At 44.6% G+C, this 25,919-nt stretch carries 27 protein-coding genes; 23 read left to right on the top strand and 4 right to left on the bottom strand.

All coding sequences use genetic code 11. The annotated features are described in order from the left end of the window. Window positions 1-72: 72 nt before the first annotated feature. Window positions 73-309 (bottom strand): DUF6061 family protein, encoded by a 237-nt coding sequence (locus tag EYS05_RS05690; protein WP_117824044.1) that lies wholly within the window; start codon window positions 307-309, stop codon window positions 73-75. A gap of 298 nt (window positions 310-607) precedes the next feature. Here EYS05_RS05690 and EYS05_RS05685 point away from each other — a divergent pair, with 298 nt between their 5' ends. Further along, window positions 608-1,306 (top strand): transglutaminase-like domain-containing protein, encoded by a 699-nt coding sequence (locus tag EYS05_RS05685; RefSeq protein ID WP_138276781.1) that lies wholly within the window; start codon window positions 608-610, stop codon window positions 1,304-1,306. Window positions 1,307-1,444: 138 nt separating this feature from the next. Continuing rightward, window positions 1,445-2,260 carry a class I SAM-dependent methyltransferase gene (locus tag EYS05_RS05680; protein WP_118516081.1) on the top strand — a complete coding sequence of 272 codons (816 nt, stop codon included), beginning with the start codon at window positions 1,445-1,447 and terminating at the stop codon, window positions 2,258-2,260. Window positions 2,261-2,268: 8 nt separating this feature from the next. Here the strand turns inward: EYS05_RS05680 and EYS05_RS05675 are convergent, their stop codons facing one another. Beyond that, window positions 2,269-2,811, bottom strand: coding sequence for a TetR/AcrR family transcriptional regulator (locus tag EYS05_RS05675; protein ID WP_118516080.1), 543 nt, complete (start codon window positions 2,809-2,811; stop codon window positions 2,269-2,271). Continuing rightward, window positions 2,798-3,436 (bottom strand): DUF3786 domain-containing protein, encoded by a 639-nt coding sequence (locus tag EYS05_RS05670; protein ID WP_118516079.1) that lies wholly within the window; start codon window positions 3,434-3,436, stop codon window positions 2,798-2,800. The genes EYS05_RS05675 and EYS05_RS05670 overlap by 14 nt, the downstream gene beginning before the upstream one ends. Before the next feature lie 351 nt (window positions 3,437-3,787). Here EYS05_RS05670 and EYS05_RS05665 point away from each other — a divergent pair, with 351 nt between their 5' ends. The 3 genes from EYS05_RS05665 to EYS05_RS05655 all read left to right on the top strand — a co-directional run bounded on the left by EYS05_RS05665 (window position 3,788) and on the right by EYS05_RS05655 (window position 5,518). Continuing rightward, a complete protein-coding gene (locus tag EYS05_RS05665) occupies window positions 3,788-4,162 on the top strand; it encodes a GntR family transcriptional regulator (protein WP_015526677.1) in 375 nt (124 codons plus the stop codon). Between the two features lie 2 nt (window positions 4,163-4,164). Further along, window positions 4,165-4,623 (top strand): ATP-binding cassette domain-containing protein, encoded by a 459-nt coding sequence (locus EYS05_RS05660; protein ID WP_243119239.1) that lies wholly within the window; start codon window positions 4,165-4,167, stop codon window positions 4,621-4,623. A 286-nt stretch (window positions 4,624-4,909) separates the two neighbouring features. After that, a complete protein-coding gene (locus EYS05_RS05655; protein ID WP_117802443.1) occupies window positions 4,910-5,518 on the top strand; it encodes a DUF6664 family protein in 609 nt (202 codons plus the stop codon). A gap of 52 nt (window positions 5,519-5,570) precedes the next feature. Here the strand turns inward: EYS05_RS05655 and EYS05_RS05650 are convergent, their stop codons facing one another. Then, window positions 5,571-5,822, bottom strand: a complete 252-nt coding sequence (locus EYS05_RS05650; protein ID WP_015513363.1) for a helix-turn-helix domain-containing protein — start codon at window positions 5,820-5,822, stop codon at window positions 5,571-5,573. Between the two features lie 132 nt (window positions 5,823-5,954). On the opposite strand from EYS05_RS05650, the gene EYS05_RS05645 reads away from it, so the two are divergent. The 18 genes from EYS05_RS05645 (at window position 5,955) to EYS05_RS05560 (ending at window position 25,919) form a co-directional block, all read left to right on the top strand. Further along, window positions 5,955-6,305, top strand: a complete 351-nt coding sequence (locus EYS05_RS05645; protein ID WP_117802442.1) for a hypothetical protein — start codon at window positions 5,955-5,957, stop codon at window positions 6,303-6,305. A 118-nt stretch (window positions 6,306-6,423) separates the two neighbouring features. Beyond that, window positions 6,424-7,194 carry a phospholipase D-like domain-containing protein gene (locus tag EYS05_RS05640; protein ID WP_015513364.1) on the top strand — a complete coding sequence of 257 codons (771 nt, stop codon included), beginning with the start codon at window positions 6,424-6,426 and terminating at the stop codon, window positions 7,192-7,194. Window positions 7,195-7,207: 13 nt separating this feature from the next. Beyond that, the gene (locus EYS05_RS05635; RefSeq protein ID WP_117802441.1) at window positions 7,208-7,987 is read left to right on the top strand and encodes a hypothetical protein; all 780 of its coding nucleotides are present in this window, start codon (window positions 7,208-7,210) and stop codon (window positions 7,985-7,987) included. A gap of 257 nt (window positions 7,988-8,244) precedes the next feature. Continuing rightward, window positions 8,245-9,153 carry a ParM/StbA family protein gene (locus EYS05_RS05630; protein ID WP_158293346.1) on the top strand — a complete coding sequence of 303 codons (909 nt, stop codon included), beginning with the start codon at window positions 8,245-8,247 and terminating at the stop codon, window positions 9,151-9,153. Further along, a complete protein-coding gene (locus EYS05_RS05625; RefSeq protein WP_055155764.1) occupies window positions 9,141-9,434 on the top strand; it encodes a hypothetical protein in 294 nt (97 codons plus the stop codon). Before EYS05_RS05630 ends, EYS05_RS05625 begins: the two co-directional genes overlap by 13 nt. 218 nt (window positions 9,435-9,652) lie before the next feature. Further along, window positions 9,653-10,219, top strand: a complete 567-nt coding sequence (locus EYS05_RS05620) for a hypothetical protein (protein ID WP_117889123.1) — start codon at window positions 9,653-9,655, stop codon at window positions 10,217-10,219. Window positions 10,220-10,300: 81 nt separating this feature from the next. Beyond that, on the top strand, window positions 10,301-11,602 hold the full coding sequence (gene dcm / locus EYS05_RS05615) for a DNA (cytosine-5-)-methyltransferase (protein WP_305764572.1): 1,302 nt from the start codon (window positions 10,301-10,303) through the stop codon (window positions 11,600-11,602). Between the two features lie 44 nt (window positions 11,603-11,646). Next, window positions 11,647-12,558 (top strand): amidoligase family protein, encoded by a 912-nt coding sequence (locus EYS05_RS05610; protein ID WP_243119282.1) that lies wholly within the window; start codon window positions 11,647-11,649, stop codon window positions 12,556-12,558. Window positions 12,559-12,643: 85 nt separating this feature from the next. Further along, complete coding sequence (locus EYS05_RS05605) at window positions 12,644-18,973, top strand: SpaA isopeptide-forming pilin-related protein (RefSeq protein ID WP_138276779.1); 6,330 nt, start codon at window positions 12,644-12,646, stop codon at window positions 18,971-18,973. 34 nt (window positions 18,974-19,007) lie between these two features. Continuing rightward, window positions 19,008-19,469 (top strand): gamma-glutamylcyclotransferase family protein, encoded by a 462-nt coding sequence (locus EYS05_RS05600; RefSeq protein ID WP_006428280.1) that lies wholly within the window; start codon window positions 19,008-19,010, stop codon window positions 19,467-19,469. Further along, entirely contained in the window at window positions 19,466-20,263 is a 798-nt protein-coding gene (locus tag EYS05_RS05595; RefSeq protein WP_055214194.1) for a class B sortase, read from the top strand. The genes EYS05_RS05600 and EYS05_RS05595 overlap by 4 nt, the downstream gene beginning before the upstream one ends. Before the next feature lie 445 nt (window positions 20,264-20,708). Further along, the gene (metK, locus tag EYS05_RS05590; protein WP_138276778.1) at window positions 20,709-21,869 is read left to right on the top strand and encodes a methionine adenosyltransferase; all 1,161 of its coding nucleotides are present in this window, start codon (window positions 20,709-20,711) and stop codon (window positions 21,867-21,869) included. Continuing rightward, complete coding sequence (locus tag EYS05_RS05585) at window positions 21,869-22,834, top strand: DUF3991 domain-containing protein (protein WP_117889128.1); 966 nt, start codon at window positions 21,869-21,871, stop codon at window positions 22,832-22,834. The genes metK and EYS05_RS05585 overlap by 1 nt, the downstream gene beginning before the upstream one ends. Continuing rightward, on the top strand, window positions 22,834-23,613 hold the full coding sequence (locus EYS05_RS05580; protein ID WP_243119238.1) for a hypothetical protein: 780 nt from the start codon (window positions 22,834-22,836) through the stop codon (window positions 23,611-23,613). Before EYS05_RS05585 ends, EYS05_RS05580 begins: the two co-directional genes overlap by 1 nt. A gap of 66 nt (window positions 23,614-23,679) precedes the next feature. Beyond that, on the top strand, window positions 23,680-24,492 hold the full coding sequence (locus tag EYS05_RS05575; protein WP_227211274.1) for a DNA-methyltransferase: 813 nt from the start codon (window positions 23,680-23,682) through the stop codon (window positions 24,490-24,492). 148 nt (window positions 24,493-24,640) lie between these two features. Continuing rightward, window positions 24,641-24,964 (top strand): DUF7768 domain-containing protein, encoded by a 324-nt coding sequence (locus EYS05_RS05570; RefSeq protein WP_019162195.1) that lies wholly within the window; start codon window positions 24,641-24,643, stop codon window positions 24,962-24,964. A 142-nt stretch (window positions 24,965-25,106) separates the two neighbouring features. After that, window positions 25,107-25,484, top strand: coding sequence for a DUF3789 domain-containing protein (locus EYS05_RS05565; RefSeq protein ID WP_025577043.1), 378 nt, complete (start codon window positions 25,107-25,109; stop codon window positions 25,482-25,484). 126 nt (window positions 25,485-25,610) lie between these two features. After that, window positions 25,611-25,919, top strand: coding sequence for a plasmid mobilization protein (locus EYS05_RS05560; protein WP_019162193.1), 309 nt, complete (start codon window positions 25,611-25,613; stop codon window positions 25,917-25,919).

The following is a 25,919-nucleotide window of genomic DNA, read 5'->3' as shown; positions in this document are numbered from 1 at the left end:
CGATTTTTCATCAATTATAATAAATTTGATTAAGCAGCCTGTGTGTAATGAAGCATACAGGCTGCTTGCATTTTATAACTCTAATGAATCTTCTGTATCTACCCACATCTGTAAATTGCCCTCAAGATATAATCTCGCATATTCAAGTGGTTCATCGACTGCAAGTGAAGTCAATGCACAGTCTGATCCGGGTGTGGTTTTTAGATCCTTTTCGGCTTCCCAGCAGTCAATGCGAAGCATATAGCCAACATTTGTATAAATGTCAATGCTGTTTCGTTGTGGATTGTATTCTGCAAATATTGTTCTCATCGTATCCCATCTCCTTATCATTTAATCAATCATTAGTAGCAAAAATTAAGAAGCATTTCAATCAGTCCACCATGTCACTTTTATTTTATGTTATACTGTTTTATATAATTTTTTTGCCCTTATCAGAGTTCATAAACACTGACGGGACGATATAACACAAGGGAAAAAATAAGGGAAAGCTCACCTGCGACAAATCCAGTGTTTTCAATGGTTTGCGGAGAATTTAATAACAAAATATAACAGTTATTAAATCTCTTAAAACAGGTGAAATCTCAATCGGAAGTTGTGAAGGTGCATTATGGACAAATATTTAAAAGAAACAAAAATGTTAGATTATTCCAACGAAAACATACAGCTGTTAATTCGGGAAAGAAGATGGAAAAGTATAAATGAATTTGAACGCTTAAAATCGATTTATGATTTTGTTAGGGATGAAATATTGTTTGGATATAATATTGATGATAATGTTCCTGCATCAAAGGTTTTGGCAGATGGTTATGGACAATGTAATACAAAAGGAACATTGTTTATGGCAATACTAAGGGCATGCAATATTCCTTGCAGGGTACATGGATTCACCATTGATAAAAAATTACAAAAGGGAGCAATGACAGGGGTTGTCTATAAAAATGCACCACAAAATGTATTTCATAGTTGGGTTGAAGTTTACTTTGAGGATAGATGGTATGAGTTAGAGGCGTTTATTCTTGATAAAAAGTATTTACAAAAATTACAGAAAAAAAATAGTGATTGTAAAGGTGCATTTTGTGGTTACGGTGTAGCCGTAAAAGACTTCAAAAATCCAATTATAGATTTTGATAGAAATAATACATATATTCAGAGTGAAGGAATTAATCAAGATTTTGGAGTCTATGATTCGCCTGATGACTTGCTAAAAGTACACCATCAAGAAATGTCTGCGATAAAAGCATTTTTATATAAACACTTTGGCAGGCATTTAATGAACCGAAACGTCAAAAAAATTAGAAATTGCTAAATTTCAGTTTAAGAAGTTTATGGGGAGAAAGTTTATGGGGCCTGTTTCCAAGACACGTCAATTTGAATTGTTTATTTTCATAAAATGTGTTACAATCAAGTTAGTCGAAACTAATTATATTGCAAAAAAGGTAAATGTATGAGTGAAAGAATAAAACCTACTATCAGTGGCAGTGCTGAGACAATGCTCCAGAGCTTTTATGCCAGAGCCCAATATTCCAAAAGTAAACATAATAAATTCTATGATGCAAAGGCGGTAGAATTAGTCGACAAAATTGATTATGATTTTTCTACAGCGGCTAGGGATTCTACGATGGGGAAAGGGGTAATTGCCAGAACGGTAGTTTTTGATGAATTAGTAAAGAATTTTATAGAGAAAAATCCTGATTGTACGGTGGTTAATATTGCCTGTGGTCTGGATACGAGATTTTATCGTATGGATAATGGTAAAATCACCTGGTACAATCTGGACCTGCCAGAAACGATAGCAATCCGCAATCAGATTTTCGAGGAATCAGGACGTGTTTCTACGATAGGAATTTCTGCACTTGATCCTGCATGGTCAAAAGAAGTAAAAGTGCGGGGGAAAATGCTTTTTATCATTGAAGGATTATCAATGTATCTGACAGCAGAGGAAAACGGTAAGATATTAAAAATAATAAAGGACAACTTTGATAATGCCTGTATTCTTATGGAATGTCTGGCAAAGGCATGGATAAAGAAAGAAGGAATAGAAAAATCCATACAGCAAACAGGCTCAAAATTTGTCTTCGGTGCAGATCATTTTGAAGACCTTGGGAATATGACAACAGGGTATCATAAAATAAAAGATGATAATATTCTTCGTGGCATGGAGTTATTTTCATCTGCATACAGACTTTTGGCGTTATTACCGATTGCAAAAAAGGTTACGCAGAAGATTCTGATATTTGAAAAGGACGAACAAAGCATGTGAAAGAGTCTTTATACGTTTTTTCTTGCATTTTTCAAATAAGAAGTATTGTCGCTGATTCGTCCAAGAAGAAAATATCCCTGATAGATAGAAAGCATGCGCTGAGAAAGATTTTTTGCATGATCTGGAGACAATCCGGAGTATAACAATACTTCCTGAAAAATCTGCTCAAATTTTTTCAGTCCTTCCATAAATACAGATGCAACTGCAGGCTTGCCAAGTGCTGTTTCCATGCCCATCACCGCATACGGGCAGCCTGCAAATGTTTGTCCATTTGTCCTTTCAGATAAAAAATCAAAGATTTCTTCAATAAAACTTTCCCAGTCATTTCCCTGAGAACTATTTTGAAATTGTTCCAGCAAGATTTGTTGATAGTATTCCGTTACCGCTGTTGCCAGGTCATCCTTGCTTTTGAAATAAAAATAAAAAGATCCTTTTGGAAGGTCTGTTTGTTTGAGAATTTCGCTGATTCCAGTAGCAGAATACCCATTTTTCCAAAATAATTCAGCAGCACACTCGATCAGGCGTTGTCTGGATTCTTCACCCTTTTTCAATTCGCATTTCTTCCTTCAGTCTGGAAAACAGATGTGTAAGTGCAAACATAAGCGTTTCATAATGCATGTAATCTAAAGTATTTCTATCCGCAAGAATTTGAAGACTTGCCGGGAATTCGTCATCAGCTTCCCAGAAACGAATGATAATCGGCAAAAAAGGAAAAAGATTTAATTTAAAAGCAACATCTCCTTTTTCCAGTTCCTTTCCGGAAAGTGATATACAGGCATTACGCAATTCAACGGTTTTTCCGTTAAAAAAGTCAGCGGTATTCTGGAAAAATCCTCTGTTCGGTGAGAGATTTCCTGTTCGGACAGAGGAAAGGCTGTTTATATTTACAAATTCATGTGACAGATGGCATCTATCCTTTGAATAACATAAAACATCATAAATAGTCATTGCTTCATTATGATTGGCTTCATGAACTGTTTCAAAATCATTATCTGACCACTGAACATTTCCCGTTTTTCGGTTAATACGATAGGTACGGTTAATAAAAGTAATATATAACCAGTCAGAATTGTAATGTAATGAATATTTATGTATCATTGTAGCTTGATCATATTGCAGGAAAACATGTGCTGTAGAAATTTTTGTTTTATCATAATTAGTGAGAGCTTTTGTCATATATCCCTCCAAGAATATTTTGTTGCAGTTATTTACAAAATAGACTAATCGGTCTATAAAGTCAATTCATTTTGCGTAACAAATAAAAATTAATGATCATGAAAAGTAAGTGTCTAAGACTTCCCATACCTTCTGATGGTAGATGACAAAATCCCGGCAGGTGCAAAGCTGTACTAAAATTAAATTATTGATATACATGACAACAAAAGCACTTCTTAGAGTTTTTTGATCTGAGAGGTGCTTTTTTTCGTGTTAAAAAATATATCCCAGCAGTCAACTACTGCAAAACAGTATATAACAGTTGACAACAGTACTACACTGTTATATACTGTTTACAACAGGAGGGAACATATGAAGATTATAATCAATAATACATCGATGGTACCAATTTATGAACAGATCATGGAGCAGATCAAGGCGCAGATCATCTCCGGAGAATTAAAAGAAAATGATATATTGCCGTCCGTGAGAACAATGGCAAAGGAACTGAAGATCAGTGCACTTACTGTGAAGAAAGCATATGACAATCTGGAAGCAGAGGGCATGACAGTCACAGTTCATGGAAAAGGAACATATGTAGCGGCTTCGAATACACAGCTGATGGAAGAAGAGCGCAGGAAAGAGGTTGAGGCGGATCTGGAAGCAGCGATTCAGAAGGGAAGGCGCTGCGGAATGAAGGAGGAAGAGATCCGTTCATTGTTTGAACTCATCATGGAGGATGAATGATTATGTTAGAGATCAAAGGAGTAAAGAAAAGCTACGGTGAATTTCAGTTAGACTGTTCGTTAAATGTAGAAAAAGGAAGAATTACTGGTCTGGTTGGAGAGAACGGAGCCGGTAAGAGTACTTTATTCAAGGCGGTGCTCGGACTCATTTCTTATGATGCCGGCGAGATAAAGATCCTGGGAAAAATACCGGAAGAGTTAAGTGAAAAAGAGAAAGAAGAGCTGGGAGTCGTCCTGGCAGAAGCTGGATTTACCGGATATTTGAAAGGAAAAGATATTGAGGCAGTCCTTGCCAAATTGTATCCGAAGTTTGAAGCAGAAAAATTTCATCAGATGTGTGAGGAATATCAGATTCCGTTGAATAAATTTATAAAAGAGTACTCAACAGGAATGAAAGCAAAGCTGAATCTGATCGTTGCATTGACACATCAGGCAGAATTCCTGATGCTGGATGTAAAATGAGGTATAGATGGTAGGCGTGTATGGAGTGTATACAGTTTGCTTTTAGAGGAAAATAGGTACATGATACACAGATAATGGAAAAGAATGTGTATTCAGTTGAATATAGAAATAAGTAGTAGGTATGAAAGAATAAGATTCTTCCATGCCTTTTTTTATTATAAAGAAAGGATAGGTTGCACAGTATCCGCCCGGTCATTTTAGTAGATCTGCTGAATAGCTTTCTCCCGGAAGTGTGGTATAGTCTTGTGCTTGGAACAGGGAAACGACACAGAAAGGAGAAAACGATATGTCAGTACAGCCAGATATCATCTGGAACGAGCAATGTCTGGGGATACGGATAGGAGAACAGGTATGTATCTATCTGAAAAAGCATAATGCGGAATACCAGAGACTGCAAAAGAAAATACTGGAACTTATAGAGAAGTATCCAGTGATAGAAACATTTATGGAAGCGGCTCAGTCAATCAGTCTGACAGCAGACGAACATCAGGCACTGCACCAATATTTCCAACTGGAGAACGGAAAGGAAATGATAGAAGAAGAATATCATTTCTATATGGGACAGGCACAGATGATTTCGTATGGTGCCATGCTTGGAAAAATCAAAAAAGCAGTGTCAGGAAAGGACGAAAGTGATACAAAGAAATTACTGGAACTGCTAATGGATACCTGGATTGATGAGGTAGAAAATGAACTGAAAGAAAATGCAGTGTACCAGAAAATGCTCGAAAAAATATCAAAATATGAAGATCAGGTTCAGGCAATGGGACTTGAAAAAGAAAAACGAAAAATGATAGATGCATACGTTACGAAAGTAAATGAGAGATGGATTCTATATGCGGAATCCTTGTATCAGGCTGGTATGCAGAAAATCCTGGAATTACTGAATCTGTAAAAGAGACGGATAAAATGGGGAAGCACGAAAGACACTTCCCCATTTGTCACTTCTATTCATCTTTGCCATCAATGAGAAATATGTATGAAACCTGAAAGATTTCAGCAATGGCTTTTAATTCAAGATCAGTGACATAACGCTTGTTTGTTTCGATTCTGGTGATTACATTTTTATCCATATCGTAACCAGCTAACTGGAGTTTATAGGCAAGATCACGCTGAGACATATTGTGGGTCTTGCGAAGTTCAATCAATCGCTGGCTAATCAGATTCTTCTCACCAGACTGTGTCCTTGGCTTTGGCATCTTAAATCTCTTCCTCTCTGGTAAACAGATGGTTTGTCTCACTTTTTGCACCATCTGTATTGATTTTAACGATTGGACAAGGTAGAATCGGTTGTAAAAGTGAGACAAGGACAGAAGAGAAGGGAGAAATATATGGAGCAGGCAAAAATAGAACAGCTTGCATTTTTATATTTATGCAGCGAGCATGATAAAAGGTTATTGCTGAAAAAAGAAAAAATGCCGTTAGCTGATTTTGACAGGTTGACCTACTTGATTTACCATTTAGGTTTTAAGGAATATCATATAAAAGTATGGATGGAATTTGCTGGGGACTTCCAAAAGGAATGGGATTGCCTGGAAGCACTTCAGGAAACAGGTGGGCGTGTTGGAAACATAGATAGTACAGAATCAGAAGTTAAACTCCATGAGATGTGGATTCAGGATTTTTGCAAAAGCACACCAAAAGAGATCGGAGAGTGGATACAAGACCTAGATTATAAATAAAAAATATGATATCATTAGTGGTAGAAATCGAATTTTGTTAGGAAATGACACAATAATGAGTAGTGATAAAGAAATTGCTCATAGCATTGCGATATATATAAAGCTATAGGGGGATGTTATGACAGAACAGCAGTATAAGGATTTATTGATAGCAACAGCAAAGATGAGTGATTATGAGCATAAAGATGAGGTGGTGGAGGCGCTTAAAGTTGCTTCTGTTTCATTTCAAAAGGAATGGGCTTTTACATATCATTTGCCTGATCATCGTCAAGAGTATATTATTATTAGCGTTGTTCCAGATAAATTAATTGTCTTGAAAGAACATGAAGATTTTGTTGATGATTTGTGCAAACAGGTTTATGAACCAAACGATTATAATGAGTATAGCGGATTGGTATTAAAACCCGGAATACTTAATATTGCACCAGAAGAAGTAAGCCAAGAGATACTTTTTGATGATATACAAAATCGGATAATTGATGAAATTCGAGAAGCAAAGTTCTCAATTTGGATAGCAATGGCATGGTTCACCAATAAAAAAATATTTGATGAATTATTGAAAAAAAGAAATGAAGGGTTAGATGTAAAAATTATTATTGATAATAATCGTGTTAATAAGGAGAAACCTTCGTTCACTTTGGAAGATCACTTTGAGGTTTATCGGGTGGATGTGATGTCAGAGCGGTACAAAAATATAATGCATAGGAAGTTTTGTGTGATCGATTTAGAAGTTGCAATGCACGGTACTTTCAATTGGACAAACGCTGCAAACTATAATAAGGAACATTGGGATGTAGATCATAATAGAGAAACAGCAAAAACATTTGCAGAAGAATTTGTGAAAATGAGAAGAGATGCTGAATTGTCGATGTTGTGGCTTGATTTTTGAATGGAGTATGTTCATGGATTTAAAAGAATTTTATTTTCAAAATATAAAGGAATCCGAATACCATTATCGTTTTCTGGAATCTGTTAAAAAGGTAAATTATACATATAATATTTTTTATGGTGAAGAAGAAACTCAGAATTATCAATTTGAGATTTATGATGTTGAAGAAGCAATAACGAAATTTAAAGAACTGTGTCAGCCAGATGTTGATTTTTCAGGTGAAAATAAATGTTGGTTTTATCTAATAACATATTATCTACATATGCTCGGTTATGAGATAAAAGAGTTTCCTAGAATACTAGCAAGACCCCCTGTTGATCCAACAGACTTTACATATAGAGATATTAGAAATCGAATTATTGCTCTAGGTGGAGATGATAATGGAACTGTTCGTTATGCGACTAGAAGAACCTTTGTAGCAGATCTGACATTTGAGCAAAAGTCTTGTAATATTGAAGTGAACGATTCTATAAATCAGAAATTTATTGAAATTTCTACTAGACAGGCATCTTTCAATAGTATGCATATAGATGAAAAAATTGCTGAGATTGCAAACCTTATTGAAAACCTGTTGAAACAAGATGGAAAATTTATCACACCAGAATATGAAGATGTATGTTGTGGCTTCATTGACGATACGATAGTAAAGAATTATAGAAAGAAAATGCAGTGCTTTAGACATTGCACAGATGAAGCAATAGAGGAAAGAAAGACATACTCCGAAGAACAAAAAAAATTCCTTGTTGATTATGGACTTACAATGGTAAAAGCTATTCATGAATTGGTGAAATAAAGAATAGTAACATAGGCAGCTAGTAGGAACATTTTAAAGCAGTATTTATGTGCTACAAGAACAGAAATAGAGAATCCAAGTTATAAATTAATTAAAAGTGATAGCATACAGTTATGCATATTTGTTTGTAAATATACATAACTGTATTTTTTATTACGGGCAGGGCTCTTCGGGGTTCTGCCCTTTTTCTCTTTTTCCAGACCGAAAGACCACCTGCTGGAAAAGAACAAAGAAAACCAGAAAGGATGTGGTGACTTATCATTATAGGAATTGACCATGGATATTATGCCATCAAAACTCCCCATGTGTGCTTCCCGACAGGATTGACCGGGTATGATTACGAGCCGTACACCATGCAGAATGTCCTGCAGTACAATGGGAAATTTTATGTGTGTGGAACCGGGCGGCAGACGCTGGTGAGAAGCAAGACTTCCAATGACAATTATTATCTTTTGACAATGGCAGCTATTGCTCAGGAAATCCGCTATCGCCGGGGAGAGAGGAAAACAGATGTGGTTCTGGCAGCCGGCCTCCCACTGGCAAGTTTTGGCAGGGAGAAAAAAGGTTTCCGGGAATATCTGTTTCGGAAAGAGCAGCCTCTGCGTTTCCGGTACGAGGATGAGAGCTATGAGATCCGGATTCAGGATGTAAAACTGTTCCCACAGGGATACTCTGCCCTGGCTCTTCACCCGGAATGTGTTCGGGATGAGCCTTCTGTTCTTCTCGCAGATATCGGTGGCTGGACCGTAGACCTGATGCGGCTGGACAACAGTGTTCCAAATGCCGCTACCTGCCGCAGCCTGGAACTTGGTGTGATCCGGTGTGTGGATGAGATCACCGAGCAGGTACGCAGAAATACCGGACTGTCTGTAACGGATATTCAGATCGAACGTGTTCTGAACGGCCAGAGCTGCAGCATGGACCCGGCCGCAAAAGAAATCATTGTCCGGCAGGGAAGACTCTACACGGAGAAAATACTGTCTGCAATTATGGAAGCCGGGTTCGATCTGAAGGCAATTCCGTCCGTGATCATGGGCGGCGGAGCCAGCATTCTGAAACGGCACGTGACACCGCAGGACAGGCTGTGTCGGCAGATTTACCTGACAGACATACACGCCAATGCTTCCGGCTATGAGCGGATTGTGGGGCAGATGTGCGCGAAGTAAAGAGACCCGTTTTCTCGTTCCGCCTGAACCTTGATAACCCAGATCACAAAAAGGCATGGGAGATCCTGCAAAGTGTTCCAGATGGACAGAAGAGCAGCTATCTGGTTCAGGTGATTTTAAAAGATCAGGAAAACAACCAGCTGGAGAAAAGCATCCGGCAGGCAATCCGGGAAGAACTGGCAGGTGTTTCCATTTCTGGCTCCGGGGAGAGGGTTTCAAAAAAGGAAGAAATCCCGTCCCAGATGCTGGATTTTCTCTCCGGGCTTGAGGATGCATTCTGAAAAAGTCAAGTCTTTCCTGGTGATAAAATAGCCAAATTTCAAGCAGTCAAATTAGTATAAATCACGGATTTTTGAAAGGGGTGATGCCTATTGAATGTTATTGGATCTGCATCCTTTGGGAGCTTTTGAGAGCCTCATATTCGTTGGGTATTGTGAATAGCTTTCTGTCATGTTTTAGGGTATGTTGTATGTAGAAAAAAGAAAGGAGAACGAACACAATGGAGATGAAAAACATATGCGGAAAAATTCCGGTAGAGCTGCATGAAAAGCTAAAACTGGAAGTCGAAGAGTTAGGAATCAGCATACCAAAATACCTTGAAATGGTAATCGAAGAACACATGACAAGAAAAGGAGAAAAGACGAACATGGCAGATTTAAGAACAGTAGCAGTACAGGTAACCGAGGATTTATTTTCCAGACTGAAAGCAGTCCTCGCCAGGAATGGCATGAAACAGAAAGACTTCTTAATCGGGCTTATCGAAGATGTAATCGAAAAAGAAGAAGCCAAATGGAAAGCAGAGTCAGAGGAAGCCGAAGAAACAGAAATGGAAGATCCTGAGACTGCGAAATCAGAACCGGATGAAGAGTCAGCAGAACCTGAAGCAGAAGAGCCTGAGACAGAAGCACTGGAAGCTGAAACAGACGGAGAAATGACAGAACCGGACGAACCTGAAGCAGATGAAGAGCCGACAGAGCCAGAAAACGAAGAGCCAGCGGAAGCAGAACCAACAGAACTGGAAACCGAAGAAGCAGAAGAATCTGAGCCAGAGGAAGCGGAATCATAAGAATAGACATCACAAAACAGAAACCAAGAGACGGAAACGGTGCAGAGAAATCTGCACTGTTTTTTTCGCAGCGAAGGGAGGCTGATAGCCGGAACAATTCGATTTTTTGACCTGTTCAGTGGAATCGGAGGATTCCGAGAAGGACTGCACAGGGCAGGGGGCTTCACCTGTGTCGGACACTGTGAAGCAGATGCATATGCAGACCACAACTACCGGGTGCTGTTTGATACGGAAGGAGAGTGGTTCTGCAATGACGCTAGAAATATTGAAACAGAACGAATGCCGGACTTTGATCTTTTATGCGCGGGATTTCCTTGCCAGGCATTCTCCATCGCTGGACGAAGGGAAGGATTTGCCGATGCAAGAGGAACCCTTTTCTTCGAAGTTGCCAGATTGGTTGCAGACAAACGACCTGCGTATTTTCTCCTTGAAAACGTACCCGGTTTGCTTTCGCATGACAAAGGGCGGACGTTTCACACCATCCTCAGTACGCTATCTGAACTGGGGTATCATGTCGAATGGAAGGTGCTTAACAGCAAGGATTTCGGAGTCCCACAGTCAAGGAAACGGGTGTATATTGTCGGATATCTTGATGGAAGATGTGCCGGAAAAATATTACCTTTCCCAAAAGCAAATGGAACAGCTCTTATACAAGTCCATGCTGGCAAACAGGGAGAAAGAGTCTACGCAGAAGAAGGATTGAGCTGCACGTTGACCAGCGGGGCTGGTGGTATGGGCGGCAAGACCGGATTATACGAAGTCGGTATCCCAATCAAGGAAAACACCCGAAAAGGATACAAGATGGCTTATGAGGGTGACAGCATTGATCTCGGATATCCGGGCATCAACAGCCGCAGGGGAAGAGTCGGGCATGAGATCGCCCATACTCTGACGACCATAAACCAGCAGGGGACACTGCATTTTGTAGATATTTCCCCTCCGCCGCTGGTAACAGAGGTTGCAAGATGTCTGAATACCAGACAGGATTCCAGCATCCATAACCACAGGGGCGAAAGCTCCGGGGTGCTGGTGGAAGAAACGCCAAGGGCAGTGCTGACACCAGCCAGGGAAAAAGTCCGGCAGAATGGAAGAAGAATGAAAGAACCGGAAGAGCCAATGTTCACCATTACGGCAACTGACCGTCATGGAGTGATTTACCATGGCAGAATCCGCAGGCTGACGCCAAGGGAGTGTCTGCGGCTACAGGGATACCGAGATGGTCAGATTTCCAAGATGGAAAAAGAAACATCGGATAACCAGCTTTACAAGCAGGCCGGGAACGGTGTCACCGTCAATGTCATCGAAGCAATAGGCAGAAACCTGAAAGCTGTGGATGAAGAGATCCGAAGCAGCTCACCTGTTCCAGAAGCGAAGGGTGGGTGAAGCAGATCGACTTAAAAGACCAGTATTTTGGTACAGAGATTGAGATGACAGGCATCAGCCGTTACAACGCGGCTGCCGCTGTTGGAAGAATGTTCGGAACAGAGCCATATCATATCCGTTCTTACGATTCCTGGTGTGTAAAAGATTCAGATGGAAAAACGTGGAAATTTTCAAGGGACAGCAGTATCGACTGTGAAAGGCTGGCAAATGGTACTGTAATAGATGCCGATGGAGATTATTCGACAGAAATGGTATCCCCGAAATTGGAATATTCGGAAATGGGGAAACTCCAGGAAGTGGTGCGGTGTGTCAAAAACGCAGGTGCTTTTGTCAATTCATCCTGTGGCATGCATGTCCATGTGGACGCATCCAATCATACACCAAGGAGTCTGAAAAATGCACTGACGATCATGTATTGCAAAGAGGATATTCTGTTCAAAGCCTTAAATGTACAGACGAGAAGGGAAGATGAGTATTGCCAGAAAGTCCGTCCTATGGTATTGGAGAAGATCCGCCGGATGCCAAACAGCACCATCACGATGGAAAAATTCAAAAGGGCATGGTATGAGGGAAATGACGGAAGCTCCGAGCATTACAACTGGACAAGGTATTATGCCTTAAACTTACATGCTGTTTTTTCCAAGGGAACACTGGAATGGCGTTGTTTTGAAAGCACCCTCCATGCAGGAAAAGTCCGGTCAAACATTACGCTGGCACTTGCCATATCCGCACAGGCGGTCAACCAGTCCTGTACCCATGCCAAAAAGACGGAGATCGGGGATAACCCGGCATTTACGTTTCGTACCTTTTTGCTCCGCCTCGGACTAATCGGGGACGAATACAAAAATGTGCGAAAGCATCTGCTTGCTAACCTGGACGGCGATAAAGCATGGCGGTATGACAAAAGCACCTATGCCTGTCTGCAGAAGCCAGGACGGACAGAGGGCGCAAGATAACAGAATAACGAGAACAGACAGGCCGGGTGGGAACATCCGGCTGTTCTTATGAGAAATGAAGAAAAATAAGAAAGAGGTAGAAAACATGAAGAGCAAATATCGATTCAGGCGGATCCTTTCAGGGGTGATGGCGGCAGTCACCATCTTATCCACGGTCATTTCACCGTTGACCGTTTATGCTTCGGAAGAGCCGAAAACGGCAGAACCGCCAGCTTATGAATCCGTAAAGGATCTGCTGGATGAAGAGGAAGTGGTAAAAGCCAACGATCTGGAGCTGGAAGTCGGACAGGAGTTTGATGTTTCCAGTGACCGCACGAATCTGGAAATCAAGGACGAAAGCAAAGTCAAAGTGACATTCCAGAAAGCAGAGAGCGACGCCGGGGAGAGTTTCAGCACCGGCCATGCAGACACTTACCATGCCGTTTATTATGTGCAGCCAGTCAACCAGAACCACCCGGTTTATCAGATTGGGAGAAACCTGATCGTAAAAGAGCCTGTGGCAGCGTCTCAGAGTGAACCACAGACAGAACAGGCAGTTACAGAAGAGGATACAGGTTCTGATGATGAGGAAGCTGCCTCGCAGGAAGAAACTGAGACAGAGCCTGTAGAGACAGAAATTGTTGAGCCGGAGACAGCTGAATCTGAAACAGAAGAACCGGAAGAAACAGAACCCGAATTTCAGGACGGACTTTCCGAATCCGAGTTTGATGCTGCATTAGAGGAATCTGAAACGGAAAATACAACCGATGAAGAATCCGGGCTGACACTCAGCGATGTTCTGGAGCAGGCAGGGGAACAGGATATTGACCTGATGGCAATGGAAGATGGGGAAACCGTTTCATTCACCGCAGTCAATACCAGTACAAGAGCAACACAGGACGTAGATGTGACAAGAGGGGCTGCATACTATTATGCAGACTACGGTCTGGGTTCCTACGTAACTTATAAATATACCGTAAAATTTGGAAACGTGTCTGCAACTGCCTACTGTGTGCAGCCATCCAAGGCAGGACCTGGGGATGGTGTCTATAAGATCACCAAACTGGGTGACAGCAAAGCACTGGCAAAAGTATGCTACTACGGCACAAAAGCATCCGGCGAAAATGGATTTTTCTCAGAGAAACATCCTGATTTTTCCGCTGGAAAACAGTTTATCATTGTCCATCTGGCTGCGTCTTATGCCAATAACAGTAGTGACGCTTTTTCCGGTACGAATGCAACTGGACAGGCTCTGGCAATGGAACTCTACAATTATTGCATGAGCCAGCCGGAGATACCGGAAGTGGACATGAGTTTCTCCAATGCAGATGTTACCGCATATATCAGCGGCAACAGCCAGAGAACAGAAGAGATCACCTTCAAGGCATCCGAACTGCAGATCATCACCATGAAGCTGCCGTCCGGTGTCAAACTGCATAATGTGACAACGGGAAAAACAAGCAGTGCAGGTGCATCCGTGGAGATCTGCGGCGGTACCAAATTCTACTTATCTGCACCGCTGACACAGGCAGTGGATGTCAAAGGGGAATGGTCTGTCACCATGAAGGGAAGCATCATCAAAGATTATTCCGCTTATAAGATCACAACCGGAAGCGAGACACAGGACCTTGCCCTGGTATTTGGCGAGGGTGTGACCGATGAGAAATATGTAGATTTTAAAGTATCATGGGTAAAACAGGCAACTCTGGAGATCGTAAAGAAAGACCGTAAGAGCAACAAAGCCATCGCAGGTGCAGTTTATGGCGTTTACAGTGACAAGGATGGAAAGAACCTGATCACAAAGATGCCGGCCACAGATGCCAACGGAGCTTCCAGCGTTACGATCACCAAAACACAGGATACCGTATACCTGAAAGAAATCTCCGTACCAAACGGATATCTGCTGGATACCAAAGCCTACGATGTGAAACTGGTCATCGGGGATACCGTAAAACAGACCGTTACCGATGCAGAGCAGATGGCAAGCCTGACCGTTTACAAATTAGGCGAAGTCCTGACCGGAGCAAAGGTGACCGATGATGGTGTTTCCTTTGTTTATACAGAGCAGAAACAAAAAGGCGCGGTTTACAACGTTTATGCTGCAGAGGACATTGTATCCGCAGACGGAACAATCATCTACAAAAAAGATGCACTGGTTAAAGCCGGACTCACCACCGGGGATGACGGAAGTGCCACACTGGACAAGCTATATCTGGGGAAATATGTGGTAAAAGAAATGCAGGCACCACAAAATCTGGTATGCACTGGTGAAAGCCAGGAGATCACCCTTTCCTATGCCGGAAGTAATGTGGAAAAGGTCATGGGAAGCGTGACATTCAAAAATGACCGCCAGAAAGCAAGCGTGAGTGTATACAAACAGGATAAAGAAACCAGGAAATATCTTCCGGGCGGCACTTATGGTCTGTATGCCGGAAATGACATCAAAGCAGCGGACGGAACCATTGTGGTCAAGAAAGATACTCTCATTGAGAAAGCAGTGACCGGAACAGACGGAAAAGCCGTATATCAGGCAGACCTGCCGATCGCCAACAGCTACTACATGAAAGAGCTGGGTGCACCAGCTGGATATGTGAGAAACGGCGAGGATGTGTACTCCTTTACCTTCCAGTACACCACAGACAAAGAGGCAACGGTTTCTTTCAACCATACGTTCCAGAATGAGCGGATCAATGCGAAGATCAAACTGGTAAAAGAGGATTCCGAAACCGGAAAGACCGCACAGGGAGATGCAACACTTGAGGGTGCTGTTTACGGATTGTATGCCCGTGAAGATATCGTACATCCAGATGGACAGACAGGTGTTCTTTACCCGGCAGGAACACAGATTGTAACCCTGACTACGGATACAGAGGGAAATGCAGAAGTCGCAGACCTCTATCTCGGAAAGTATTACGTTAAAGAACTGACTCCGCCTGTCGGATATCTGGCAGACACGGAAGAACATGATCTGGAGTGCAATGACGAGGGAGATCTGGTTCACACGGTAGAACGTACCGCAACTTCTCTGGAAGATGTGATCAAACAGCCGTTTCAGGTCATCAAAGCAGCCAACAACGGAAAGACCGATGCCGATCTGTTAAAAGGTGTGGGATTCCGTGCTTACCTGGAGAGCAGCCTGAAGAAAAATAAGGACGGCTCCTATGATTTTGCATCTGCTACCCCGGTCGTGCTGACCGCAGACGGACAGACAGAAATGTTCACAGATGAGCGTGGATATGCATGCTCCATTCCGCTTGCATACGGAACCTACATTGTAAGAGAAACCACCACACCGCACAACTTCAAACCAGTCGATGACTTTAAGGTTGTGATCTCGGAAAACAATCCGGATCAGCCGCAGGTATGGCGTGTGCTTCTGGACGAAGAGTTTGAAGCAAAATTAAAAATCGTCAAAAAAGATGACGAGACAAAGAAATCTGTTCTGGTTCCGAATACTGAATTTAAGGTATACGATCTGGATAACAAGAAATATGTAGAACAAGTGACTACTTATCCATCCACTACGGTACATAAATCCTATTTTACGGATGAAAACGGATACTTGATCCTGCCACAGAATCTGGCTTGTGGAAATTACCGCATCGAAGAGGTGACTGCACCAGATGGATATACCCACAGCACCAATACCGTGGAAATCAAGGTAGACAGTGATACCGCATACCAGGAAGATCCGGTCAGCGGTGACCTGATCATCGAGGTGGATTTTGAGAACCACCCAGCTAAGGGCAGACTGACCATCCGCAAAGAAGGCGAAGTAGTCAAAGGTTTTGATAAAGATTTTACTTATGAGGAAGCCAGCCTTGCAGGAGCCGTGTTTGAAGTTTACGCCTCCGAGGATATCTATACTGCAGACCATCAGACAGATGAGAACGGCAACCGTTATCTGGAATATGCCAAGGACACACTGGTGGCAACGGTAACGACCGATGAAACCGGAAGTGCCGTAATCGAGAATCTTCCGCTCGGAAAATACCGTGTAGAAGAGAAAAAAGCACCGGAAGGATACACCTGGAATGCCAAAGGAGAAGAGGTAACCTTTACCTATGCCGGACAGGATACCCTGGTTGTAGACGAAGAAGTGACATTTACCAATGAACGCCAGAAGGTAAGCATCACCGTGGAAAAACAGGATGCAGAAATCGGAAGCGTGGTAGCTGGAGCCGTCTTTGGTCTTTATAATAAGAATGAGATCAAATCCGGTGACAATGTAATCGTGAAAGCGGACACCTTATTACAGGAGATTACAAGCGATGAAAAGGGACAGGCACACTTCACCCTGGACCTGCCGCTTGGAACTTATTATGTAAAAGAAATTTCTGCACCGGACGGTTTTGTATCCTCTGATGAGGTACTGGAATTTGATGCCACCTATCAGGGACAAGACATCCAGACCATTAAACTGAAATCGATTAAGAAGAACCAGCCGACGACCATCGAGGTGACAAAATCCGATCTGACCACAGGCGTGGAGTTGAACGGAGCATCCCTTTCTGTTCTGGATGAGGATGGAAACGTGATCGACAGCTGGACTTCCGTAAAGGATGAGCCTCATGTGATCAAATATCTGACTGTTGGAAAAACCTATATCCTCCGTGAATCCCTTGCACCGCTTGGTTATTTAAAGACTACGGATGTGAAATTCACCATCGAGGATACCGCAGAAATACAGAAAGTGGAAATGCAGGACCATGTACCGAAAGCACTGCTGATCGTAAACAAGAAGGGCGAATTCCTCGATAAGATCACCCTGCTGGATAACGTCAAAGGTGTTGTGGAACATTTCTTTGAGTACATTACAGGAAGCCTGACAGATGTTACCTTCGAAATCCGTGCTGCCGAAGATATCAAAGCAGCTGATGGCGTAAGCCCGGACTATTATTCCAAGGATGAACTGGTAGCAACTGTAACTACCGATGCAAACGGTGTTGCAGAAGTATCTGACCTTCCGGTTGGAAAATATTATGTCAAAGAGGTAGGCACAGCATATGGTTATATCCTGGATGAAGAACCACGATATGTAGATCTTTCCTACCGCGATCAGGATACCCCGGTTGTCGTATACGATGAGGACTGGCAGAACAACCGCCAGAAGGTGAAAGTGAACGTCCTGAAGAAAGAAAAGGATACCGACCGTGTATTAAAAGGCGGCATCTTTGGATTGTACACTAGGAACGACATCCTGTCCGCATCTGGAAAGGTGCTGATGGAAGCAGATACCCTGATCGAGTTAAAAACAACAGATGTAGATGGAAAGATTTCCTTTATTGCAGACCTGCCGATTGACGGAACCTATTATGTGAAGGAGCTGTATGCACCGGATGGATTTGTCACCACCGGAGAAGAACAGGAATTTGTTTTTGAGTACCAGGGAGACAAAGAAGCAGAAGTGTCCTATGAGTTCGTATTTGAAGATGAGCCGACAACCGTGGAACTTTCCAAAACCGATCTGACCACAGGCGAGGAACTGCCGGGAGCCAGATTACAGCTGACGGATGAAAACGGGGCTGTTGTTGAGGAATGGACATCCACCAAGGAGCCGCACATCATCAAAGAACTGGTTGTAGGAAAATCGTACACCCTGACAGAAACCAAGCCGGCCGATGGATATGCCACTGCGGAAAGCATCACATTCACCGTGGAGAATACTGTAGAGATCCAGAAACAGGTAATGGAAGATGATGTGACCAAAGTGGAGATCAGCAAAACGGATATTACCGGAGATACTGAGATTGAAGGAGCCAAACTGACCATCACAGATGAAAATGGCAATATCGTAGAAACCTGGACTTCCGGTAAAGAGCCGCATTATATCGAAAAACTTCCAATCGGTAAATACACCCTGAAAGAAGAGCAGGCTCCAAACGGTTATGTCGTTTCGGAAGAGATCACCTTCGAGGTGGCAGACACCGCAGAGATCCAGAAGGTAGCCATGAAAGATGATACCGCAAAGGGACGTCTGATCATTGAGAAAACGGACAAGGATACCGGAGCTGCACTGAAAGGTGCGGAATTTGAATTGAGGGATGCCGATGGCAAAGTGGTAGAAACCCTGACCACTGATGAAAACGGTCATGCAACCAGCGGACTGCTTGCAATCGGAACTTATAAGGATGGCAAATTTGATAAGGCAGCCACTTATTATCTGGTTGAGACCAAAGCACCGGAAGGATATCAGCTGGATGAGACCAAGCATGAAGTGACATTTACTTATGTAGATGACAAAACCCCAGTGATTGAAGTCATCCAGAAAGTGACGAACGAGAAGCTTCCGGAGGACACCCCGTCTGTAAGTAACCCGAAAACAGGCGATGACATCAACCTCTGGATTCCGGCCCTGTGCCTGATCCTTTCCACAGGCGGTCTGATCGGCATGGGTGTGGCATCCAGAAGAAAGAAGAAAAAAGGGGGCAGATAGGCTGAAACAATTATATTTTGCGTATGGAAGCAACATGGATCTGGACCAGATGGCATATCGGTGCCCAAAGGCGGAGGTGGTAGAAACCGTCCGCCTGGAGGGGTATCGGCTGACCTTTGCAGCCGCAGGAAGCGGTCTTGCCACCATCTTCCCGGAAGAGGGAAGCCATGTGGACGGCGTCCTCTGGTCACTGACTGGGGACTGCGAAAAGAGCCTGGATCTTTATGAAGGCTATCCTGATTTTTACGACAAACAGGAAATCACCGTCAAGAATAAAGGCGGAAGAGAGATCAAAGCCATTGTCTATATCATGACAAAAGATTACATGCAGAACTTTAATCCGCCCGGACGGTCGTACCTGACCGGAATCTTAAAGGGCTGCAGGCAGAATCAGATTCCAACAGAACCAATCCTGAAAGCAGCAAGGAAACCGCCTGTGCCGGGACAGACACAGAAGAGTCAGCCAAAGAAGAGAAAAGCCGGACAGGAACGATGAAAATCGTGAAAAAACTTTTTCAAGCGGTATGTCTTGCTGCTCTTTTCTTAAGTGCCGGATTTCTGATTTACCACATGGTATATCTTCCAATGGAAAACAAAAAGCTGGTGGCAGAGCTGAAAGGGAATTTCCCGGAGCCGGAAGCTCCGGGAGCCTCAGGCTCTGAAAAGAAAGACCAACCAGCTGGAAGAAAATGCCCGGTGGCTACGGTAGACCTTGTTACTCTTCGGAAACAATACCTGGATGTGCAGGGATGGCTGACGATACCAGATACAGGAATCGATTACCCGGTGCTTCAGTCCGAACAGGAGAATGGGGAGTTTTACCTGAAACGGAATTACAAAAAGGAATATGACATCAACGGAAGCCTGTTTTTACAGGCAGACTGCAAAGTGTCTGAAAGTCGGAACCTTATCATTTACGGTCACAACATGAACAGTGGGGCAATGTTCGGAAATCTGGACTTCTATGCAGATGAAACATATTATCAGGAGCATCCCTTTGCTTATCTTCAGACAGAGGATAGCATTCAGGAATATCGAATTGTCACGGTGCTGAAAGCAGACAGGAATTTGTTCCCGTTCCAGCAGAAACTTCCAGATGTGGCGGCAGTGCAGGAGTACTTAAAAGCAGCTAAGCAGAGGGAAGTGTTCGAAACCGGAGATGATTACCTGAAGTGTATATACGATAAGGTTTTGACGCTCGTCACGTGTTCATATGAATGGAGCGGTGCCAGGAACATCGTCCTGGCGGTGCCGGTTTCCGGGGCAGTGTGGAGTCAGAAGTGTTCGTAAGTACCCGAAAAGTGCAGAAAATGAGACAAATAATGACCGCACGGGCAGGGATGTGTTCAAAACAGGGGAGTATATAAAGGGTGTATGCCAGGTGTATTCAGATGGAAAATGTGTTCAAAAGTGGAAACTTTGGTAAATACTCTACGGAATATCAGCGAATGCTCTAACAAAAAGTGTCTGAAAGCCCCCAAAAAGTGTAGAAAATGAGACAAATGATGACCGCACAGACTGGGAAGTGTTCAAAACAGGGGGATTATGTAAGGGTGTGTGTTGGTAGTATTCAGGTGGAAAAAAGTGTCTGAACGTACTAGAAAAGTGCAGAATGTGAGACAGCTCATAATCCAGATCCGGCAGGAAGTGTTCCAAAAAGGAGTGCTTTCTGCTGGATCTATTTAGTTTATAACGAGCAGCGAGTTTTGACTCGTTGGAAAGGATGGTAATAATTATGAAACGATTTTATACAGCAGAATCCGTAACGGAAGGACATCCGGATAAGCTCTGCGACTTAATTGCAGACAGTATTCTGGATGCGTGTCTGAAAGAGGACGAAAATTCCAAGGTGGCCTGCGAAGTGCTGGCTACTAAAGGGAACATCATTGTGGCAGGAGAGATCACCAGCCGATATGAGCCACAGGTGTTTGAAATCGTCAGAAAGGTGTTGGAGAGTGCAGGCTATGAAGCAGATGGAATCCATATGGATGCCCTCATCCACAAACAGAGTCCGGATATCGCCGGGGCAGTGGAACGTTCCAGAGAACGCAGGACAGGAACTGTTTCTGTTCAGAGCGGACTTGCCAATGGAGCCGGGGATCAGGGAATCATGGTGGGATACGCCTGCGATGATACGCCGCAGCTTATGCCGATGCCAGTGGTTCTGGCGAACCGCATTGTAAGAGAACTGTCTGCAAGCCGTAGAAGCGGATATATCATGGGAATCCTGCCGGACGGAAAAGCACAGGTGACCGTGGAATACGAAGATGACAGACCTGTCCGTCTGGATACGGTCGTTGTGTCCTGTCAGCATGAAAAGGAAAAATCCCTTCGGAAGCTGGAGCATGAGATCCGGGAGAAAGTGCTGCGCCCGGCACTCCGCATGCTGCCGCCGGATGAGGATACCAAGATCCTGATTAATCCATCGGGCAGATTTGTGTGCGGAGGTCTGGATGCAGACACCGGACTGACCGGAAGGAAGCTGATGGTGGATACCTACGGTGGTCTGGTACCGCATGGCGGCGGTGCATTTTCCGGGAAGGACTGTTCCAAAGTTGACCGATCCGGGGCGTATATGGCTCGTTACATCGCCAAAAACATGGTGGCTGCCGGACTTGCCAGCCGATGTCAGGTATCCCTTGCCTATGCCATCGGAGTTGCCCAGCCAGTCATGGTGCAGGTGGATACCTTTGGAACCGGAAAGATTTGTGCGGATGACTGCCTCGCCGCTGCGATTCCTCTGGTGTTTGGGCTTACCCCAAGCCAGATTAGTGACACCCTGCACCTGGAGCGGCCGATCTACCGACAGAGTGCCGTGTTCGGGCATTTTGGAAGAAAGGAATTCCCGTGGGAGAAAACGGATAAGGCAGAGCAGCTCCGGGATACCGTGATGTAATGCCGTGGATTCCGGAAGAAGAGATCAAACGGGCAAGGGAAATCACCGCCATTGAGTACCTGAAGAAATACCAGCCGAACCGCCTGAAAAAATCTTCAGTCAGAAATGAATGGGAGCTGACAGACCACGATAGCTTTAAAATCAACGAGCTCACCAGCCAGTGGCACTGGAAATCCAGAGATATCGGGGGAACCAGTGCCTTAAATTTCCTGATCCATGTAGATGGGTGTTCCTTTCTGGAGGCAGTGCAAATGCTGAAAGATGAGTATCCCACCTACATCCCTCCGCCTGTGGAGACAAAGCCCAAAAAGCTGTTTGTCCTGCCGCCAGCCAGCCCGGACTGCCGCAGGGTGTTCCGATATCTGAAAGAGCGCGGAATCAGTGGAGAGGTCTTACAGCAGTGTGTTCATCTGGGAATCCTCTATGAGAGCCTGCCCTATCACAATGCTGTGTTCGTAGGCCGGGACGAAAATCAGGTGGCAAGATATGCTTTCCTGCGTGGGATTTACGATGCCAGCGGAAAGGCTTTTAAGATGGAACAGGCTGGAAGCGAAAAGGCATACGCTTTTTGTGTTCCGGCACAAACAGGATGCAGACGGGTTGCCGTTTATGAAGCCTGTGTGGATGTGCTGGCGCACATGACACTGGAACAGGGAAGCCGGGATAAGTACCGTCTGGAGCTTGGCGGGATCAGTGCACCAAAAGAAGGGCAGAGCCAGCGGAGTATGAAAAAGCCGCAGGCACTGGAACATTTTCTGTCCCAGCACCCGGAGATTACCGAGATTGAAGTATGTACCGACAATGACTTTGCCGGACGGTGGGCGTGTGAACATATCCGAAAAGCCTACGAGGGAAGCTATCGGATCATCGAGAACCTGCCGGAGATCGAAGGGGCAGACTGGGCAGATATGGCAAAGATGGCTGCCCGAACACCGGAGAAACGGCAGAGAAAGGAAGTGAGGTGATGCCTATCAAAGAAAAAATAGAAGTGGAAATGCTGTCCCCTCTGATGGCAGAGTTTATCCCGGACTATTCAGATATTGTGGATCTGGATGATGCGGAACCATTGGAAGGACCTGACCTGGTGCAGTATCAGCCATCTATAGCAGAAAAGGTTGACGAGATCAACCGGCTCGGTATGCCTGACAACCAGCCATGCAACCTGATTGATTATTTTGACCGAAATAAGGACATTATGGAAAAAGTGGAACGCATTACAATGGCGGTAAAAGAACAGGATGGTGTTTTATATGGCTGTGCAAACTTGACACTCCGGGAGAATCTGACACCAGAGGAATACCGTGTGGTGGGGCAGTATCTGAGAGGCCAGTACAGCGATGGCTGGGGAGAAAGTCTGGAACAACGGGAGATCAAGGTAGACGGCGGTGAATTATACTTACATTTCTATGTCGGTGCCGGCTCGGATTTCCAGATACAGGTGAAAGCACCAGAAAACGAGATGCAGGAACAGCAGCCGAAACCAAATCCGTCCCGTCCGAAGCTGAAGCTCTTAGGGCATGACGGAAATATTTTCTCAATCCTTGGGGATGCCTCAAGATTGCTCAGATGTGCCGGGATGTCCGAACAGGCCAACGAGATGGCAGACCGTGTCCACAAGAGTGGCAATTATTATGAAGCACTGGGAATCATCAGCGAATATGTGGAAACCGAACTGTCGGATCACCGTGAACAGCGCAGAACACCGAGAAAAGAAGTACCAAAAAAAGAGGATACCTGCCGATGAGCAGTTCCATAGATAGAAGCACTTCCAGAGAAATCTGGGAAATAAGCAAGAGGAAGGATGATGCCTATGGGAAATACCCTGAAACTTGAAGATCTTTTAAAACCGGACTGTCTGCCGGATGAGTCTGCCGGAGGGGAGAACTGGCGTATCTTGCATGGGGATACCTTAAAGCTGGTAAAAGGATTCCAGCCGGGGATTTTTGATGCAGTCGTGACCGATCCGCCCTATGCGTCCGGGGGAACCAAGCAGAATGAACGCAACCGCACCACCAACCAGAAGTATAGTAGCATGAAAGCAGAGAATGCCCTTCCGGACTTTGATGGGGATAACAAGGATCAGCGTTCCTGGACCCACTGGATGGCAGAATGGCTGTACGATGTGCGGAAAGCCTGCAAGAGAGGGGCTCCGATCTGCCTTTTTATTGACTGGAGACAGTACCCGTCTATCACCGATGCCCTTCAGTGGGCAGGCTGGATCTGGAGAGGAACTGCAGTCTGGGACAAAGGAAATTCCCGTCCGCAAAAAGGCAGGTTTCGCCAGCAGGCAGAATACATCGTGTGGGGAAGCAACGGTCCGATGCCAATCAACCGCCCGGTGTCCTGTCTTCCGGGTGTGTTCCGTTATGGGAATCCCCAGAACCGCATCCATGTGACAGAAAAGCCGCTCCAGCTGATGAAGGATGTCATCCAGATCTGCGAGCCGGGCGGCCTGATCTTAGACCCGTTTGCCGGAGCTGGCACGACCATCCTTGCGGCGACAGAGTCGGGCTATCAGGCAGTCGGCATCGAAGTGACGGATGCATATTATAAGCTGGGAAGCGACCGTGTCCGTATCGCACTGGAAGCCGGGGCAGAAGCAGAGAATAAAGAACCACAGTAACCGGATGTCTGGCAGACATCTGAAAAAGAGAAGAAAAGAATCCAGATGTCCACAAGACATCCACAGAGCGGAATGCTTTGTGGGTGTTTCTTTTTGGAAAAACGCCGGGCAGAGGAAACCTGTCCGGCCAGGAAAGGAGATGGTCGTATTGGAACAGGCACTTGCTTATGTCTGCTGTTCTGCAGAAGAAGGAAAGACCAAAGTACAGCGGTACTGCCGGAAGATCTACGAACTGGGATATGTGCCGATCTGCCCGCAGTACAGCTTTTCCCCATTCCTTGATGACGGGGATGCAGAGGATATGCAGGCCATGCGGAGAATGTCCCACCAGATATTAAGGCGGTGCAGGATGGTGGTTGTCTGCGGAAAAGAGACCACCGGGACGATGAACACGGAGATCAGCATGGCTGACAGACTCCATATCATCTGTACCACACTGGATGGGTTGAGCAAAATCAAGGAAAATGAATGATTCAGAAAAACGACTGGTTCAGAGGGGACGAAACCGGATGCGACTGGTTTTGCAAGCATAGCGTTTGGATATCCAAACGCACTTTGGGGAGAACCCCAATCCCCCATACCGAGCCGTAAACAGACGAAAGGAGAACGAAAAAATGTTGGGATTTATACTTGGCACAATGACCGGAGGAGTAATGGGCGTTTTTGCAATGTGTCTTTTCATAGCTGGAAAACGTGAGGATGAGGCACTGGAGCGGTGCCGGATGAAACCAAAGGAGATCATTGACCACGGCGTGTGCATCTGTTTTGTAAACAGCCAGGGAGAGGAACTGTTCCGTCTGGCAGACGGGGAAAGCCTTGTGCAGAATGCCCCAAATGGAGAGCGGAACGTATCCACCTGCCACTATCTGGATGCCGATTCTGCTATGATTGATGGGAAAAAATGGAACCTCCTGGAATTCGCAAAAGAGATGGAAAAGAGAGGGATCATGTTCGCCCCGATGGAGCTGTGCCAGGTATCGGAAAGGGGGTGAGGCCCATATGAAGAAAAAGATCATTGCTGCAGCGGTAGCCATCGGCGTCCTGGCAGGTTTCCTGATCTGGAAAAATCGTGAAATGTAATGACGCAACCAATAACCCGTTGGAAAGCAGGTGAAGAGATGAGAAAAAGGAACCATGTGATACCAGTCCGCCTCAATGCAAAAGAGCTGCGTTTTCTGGAAGAGCAGGTAGAAAAAAGCGGCCTGTCCCGTGAGGAATACATCCGTTCCATTGTCATGGGTGGCGAAGTCCGGGCAAGACCCTGTGAGCATCATACGGAGCTTTTGCGGAAAATATCCGGTCTGTGCAACAACGCCAATCAGCTTGCCCATGTAGCCAACGGCTGTGGGATGGCCGGGGAAGAGAGTATCCGGGAAATGCTCCGCATGACGAAAGAGACATGGAGGCTGGTCAAAGAGGAATGGTAG

It is taken from the genome of Blautia sp. SC05B48, assembly GCF_005848555.1.
Taxonomy (GTDB): domain Bacteria; phylum Bacillota; class Clostridia; order Lachnospirales; family Lachnospiraceae; genus Blautia_A.
This window is presented reverse-complemented; position numbering and strand designations above follow the sequence as displayed.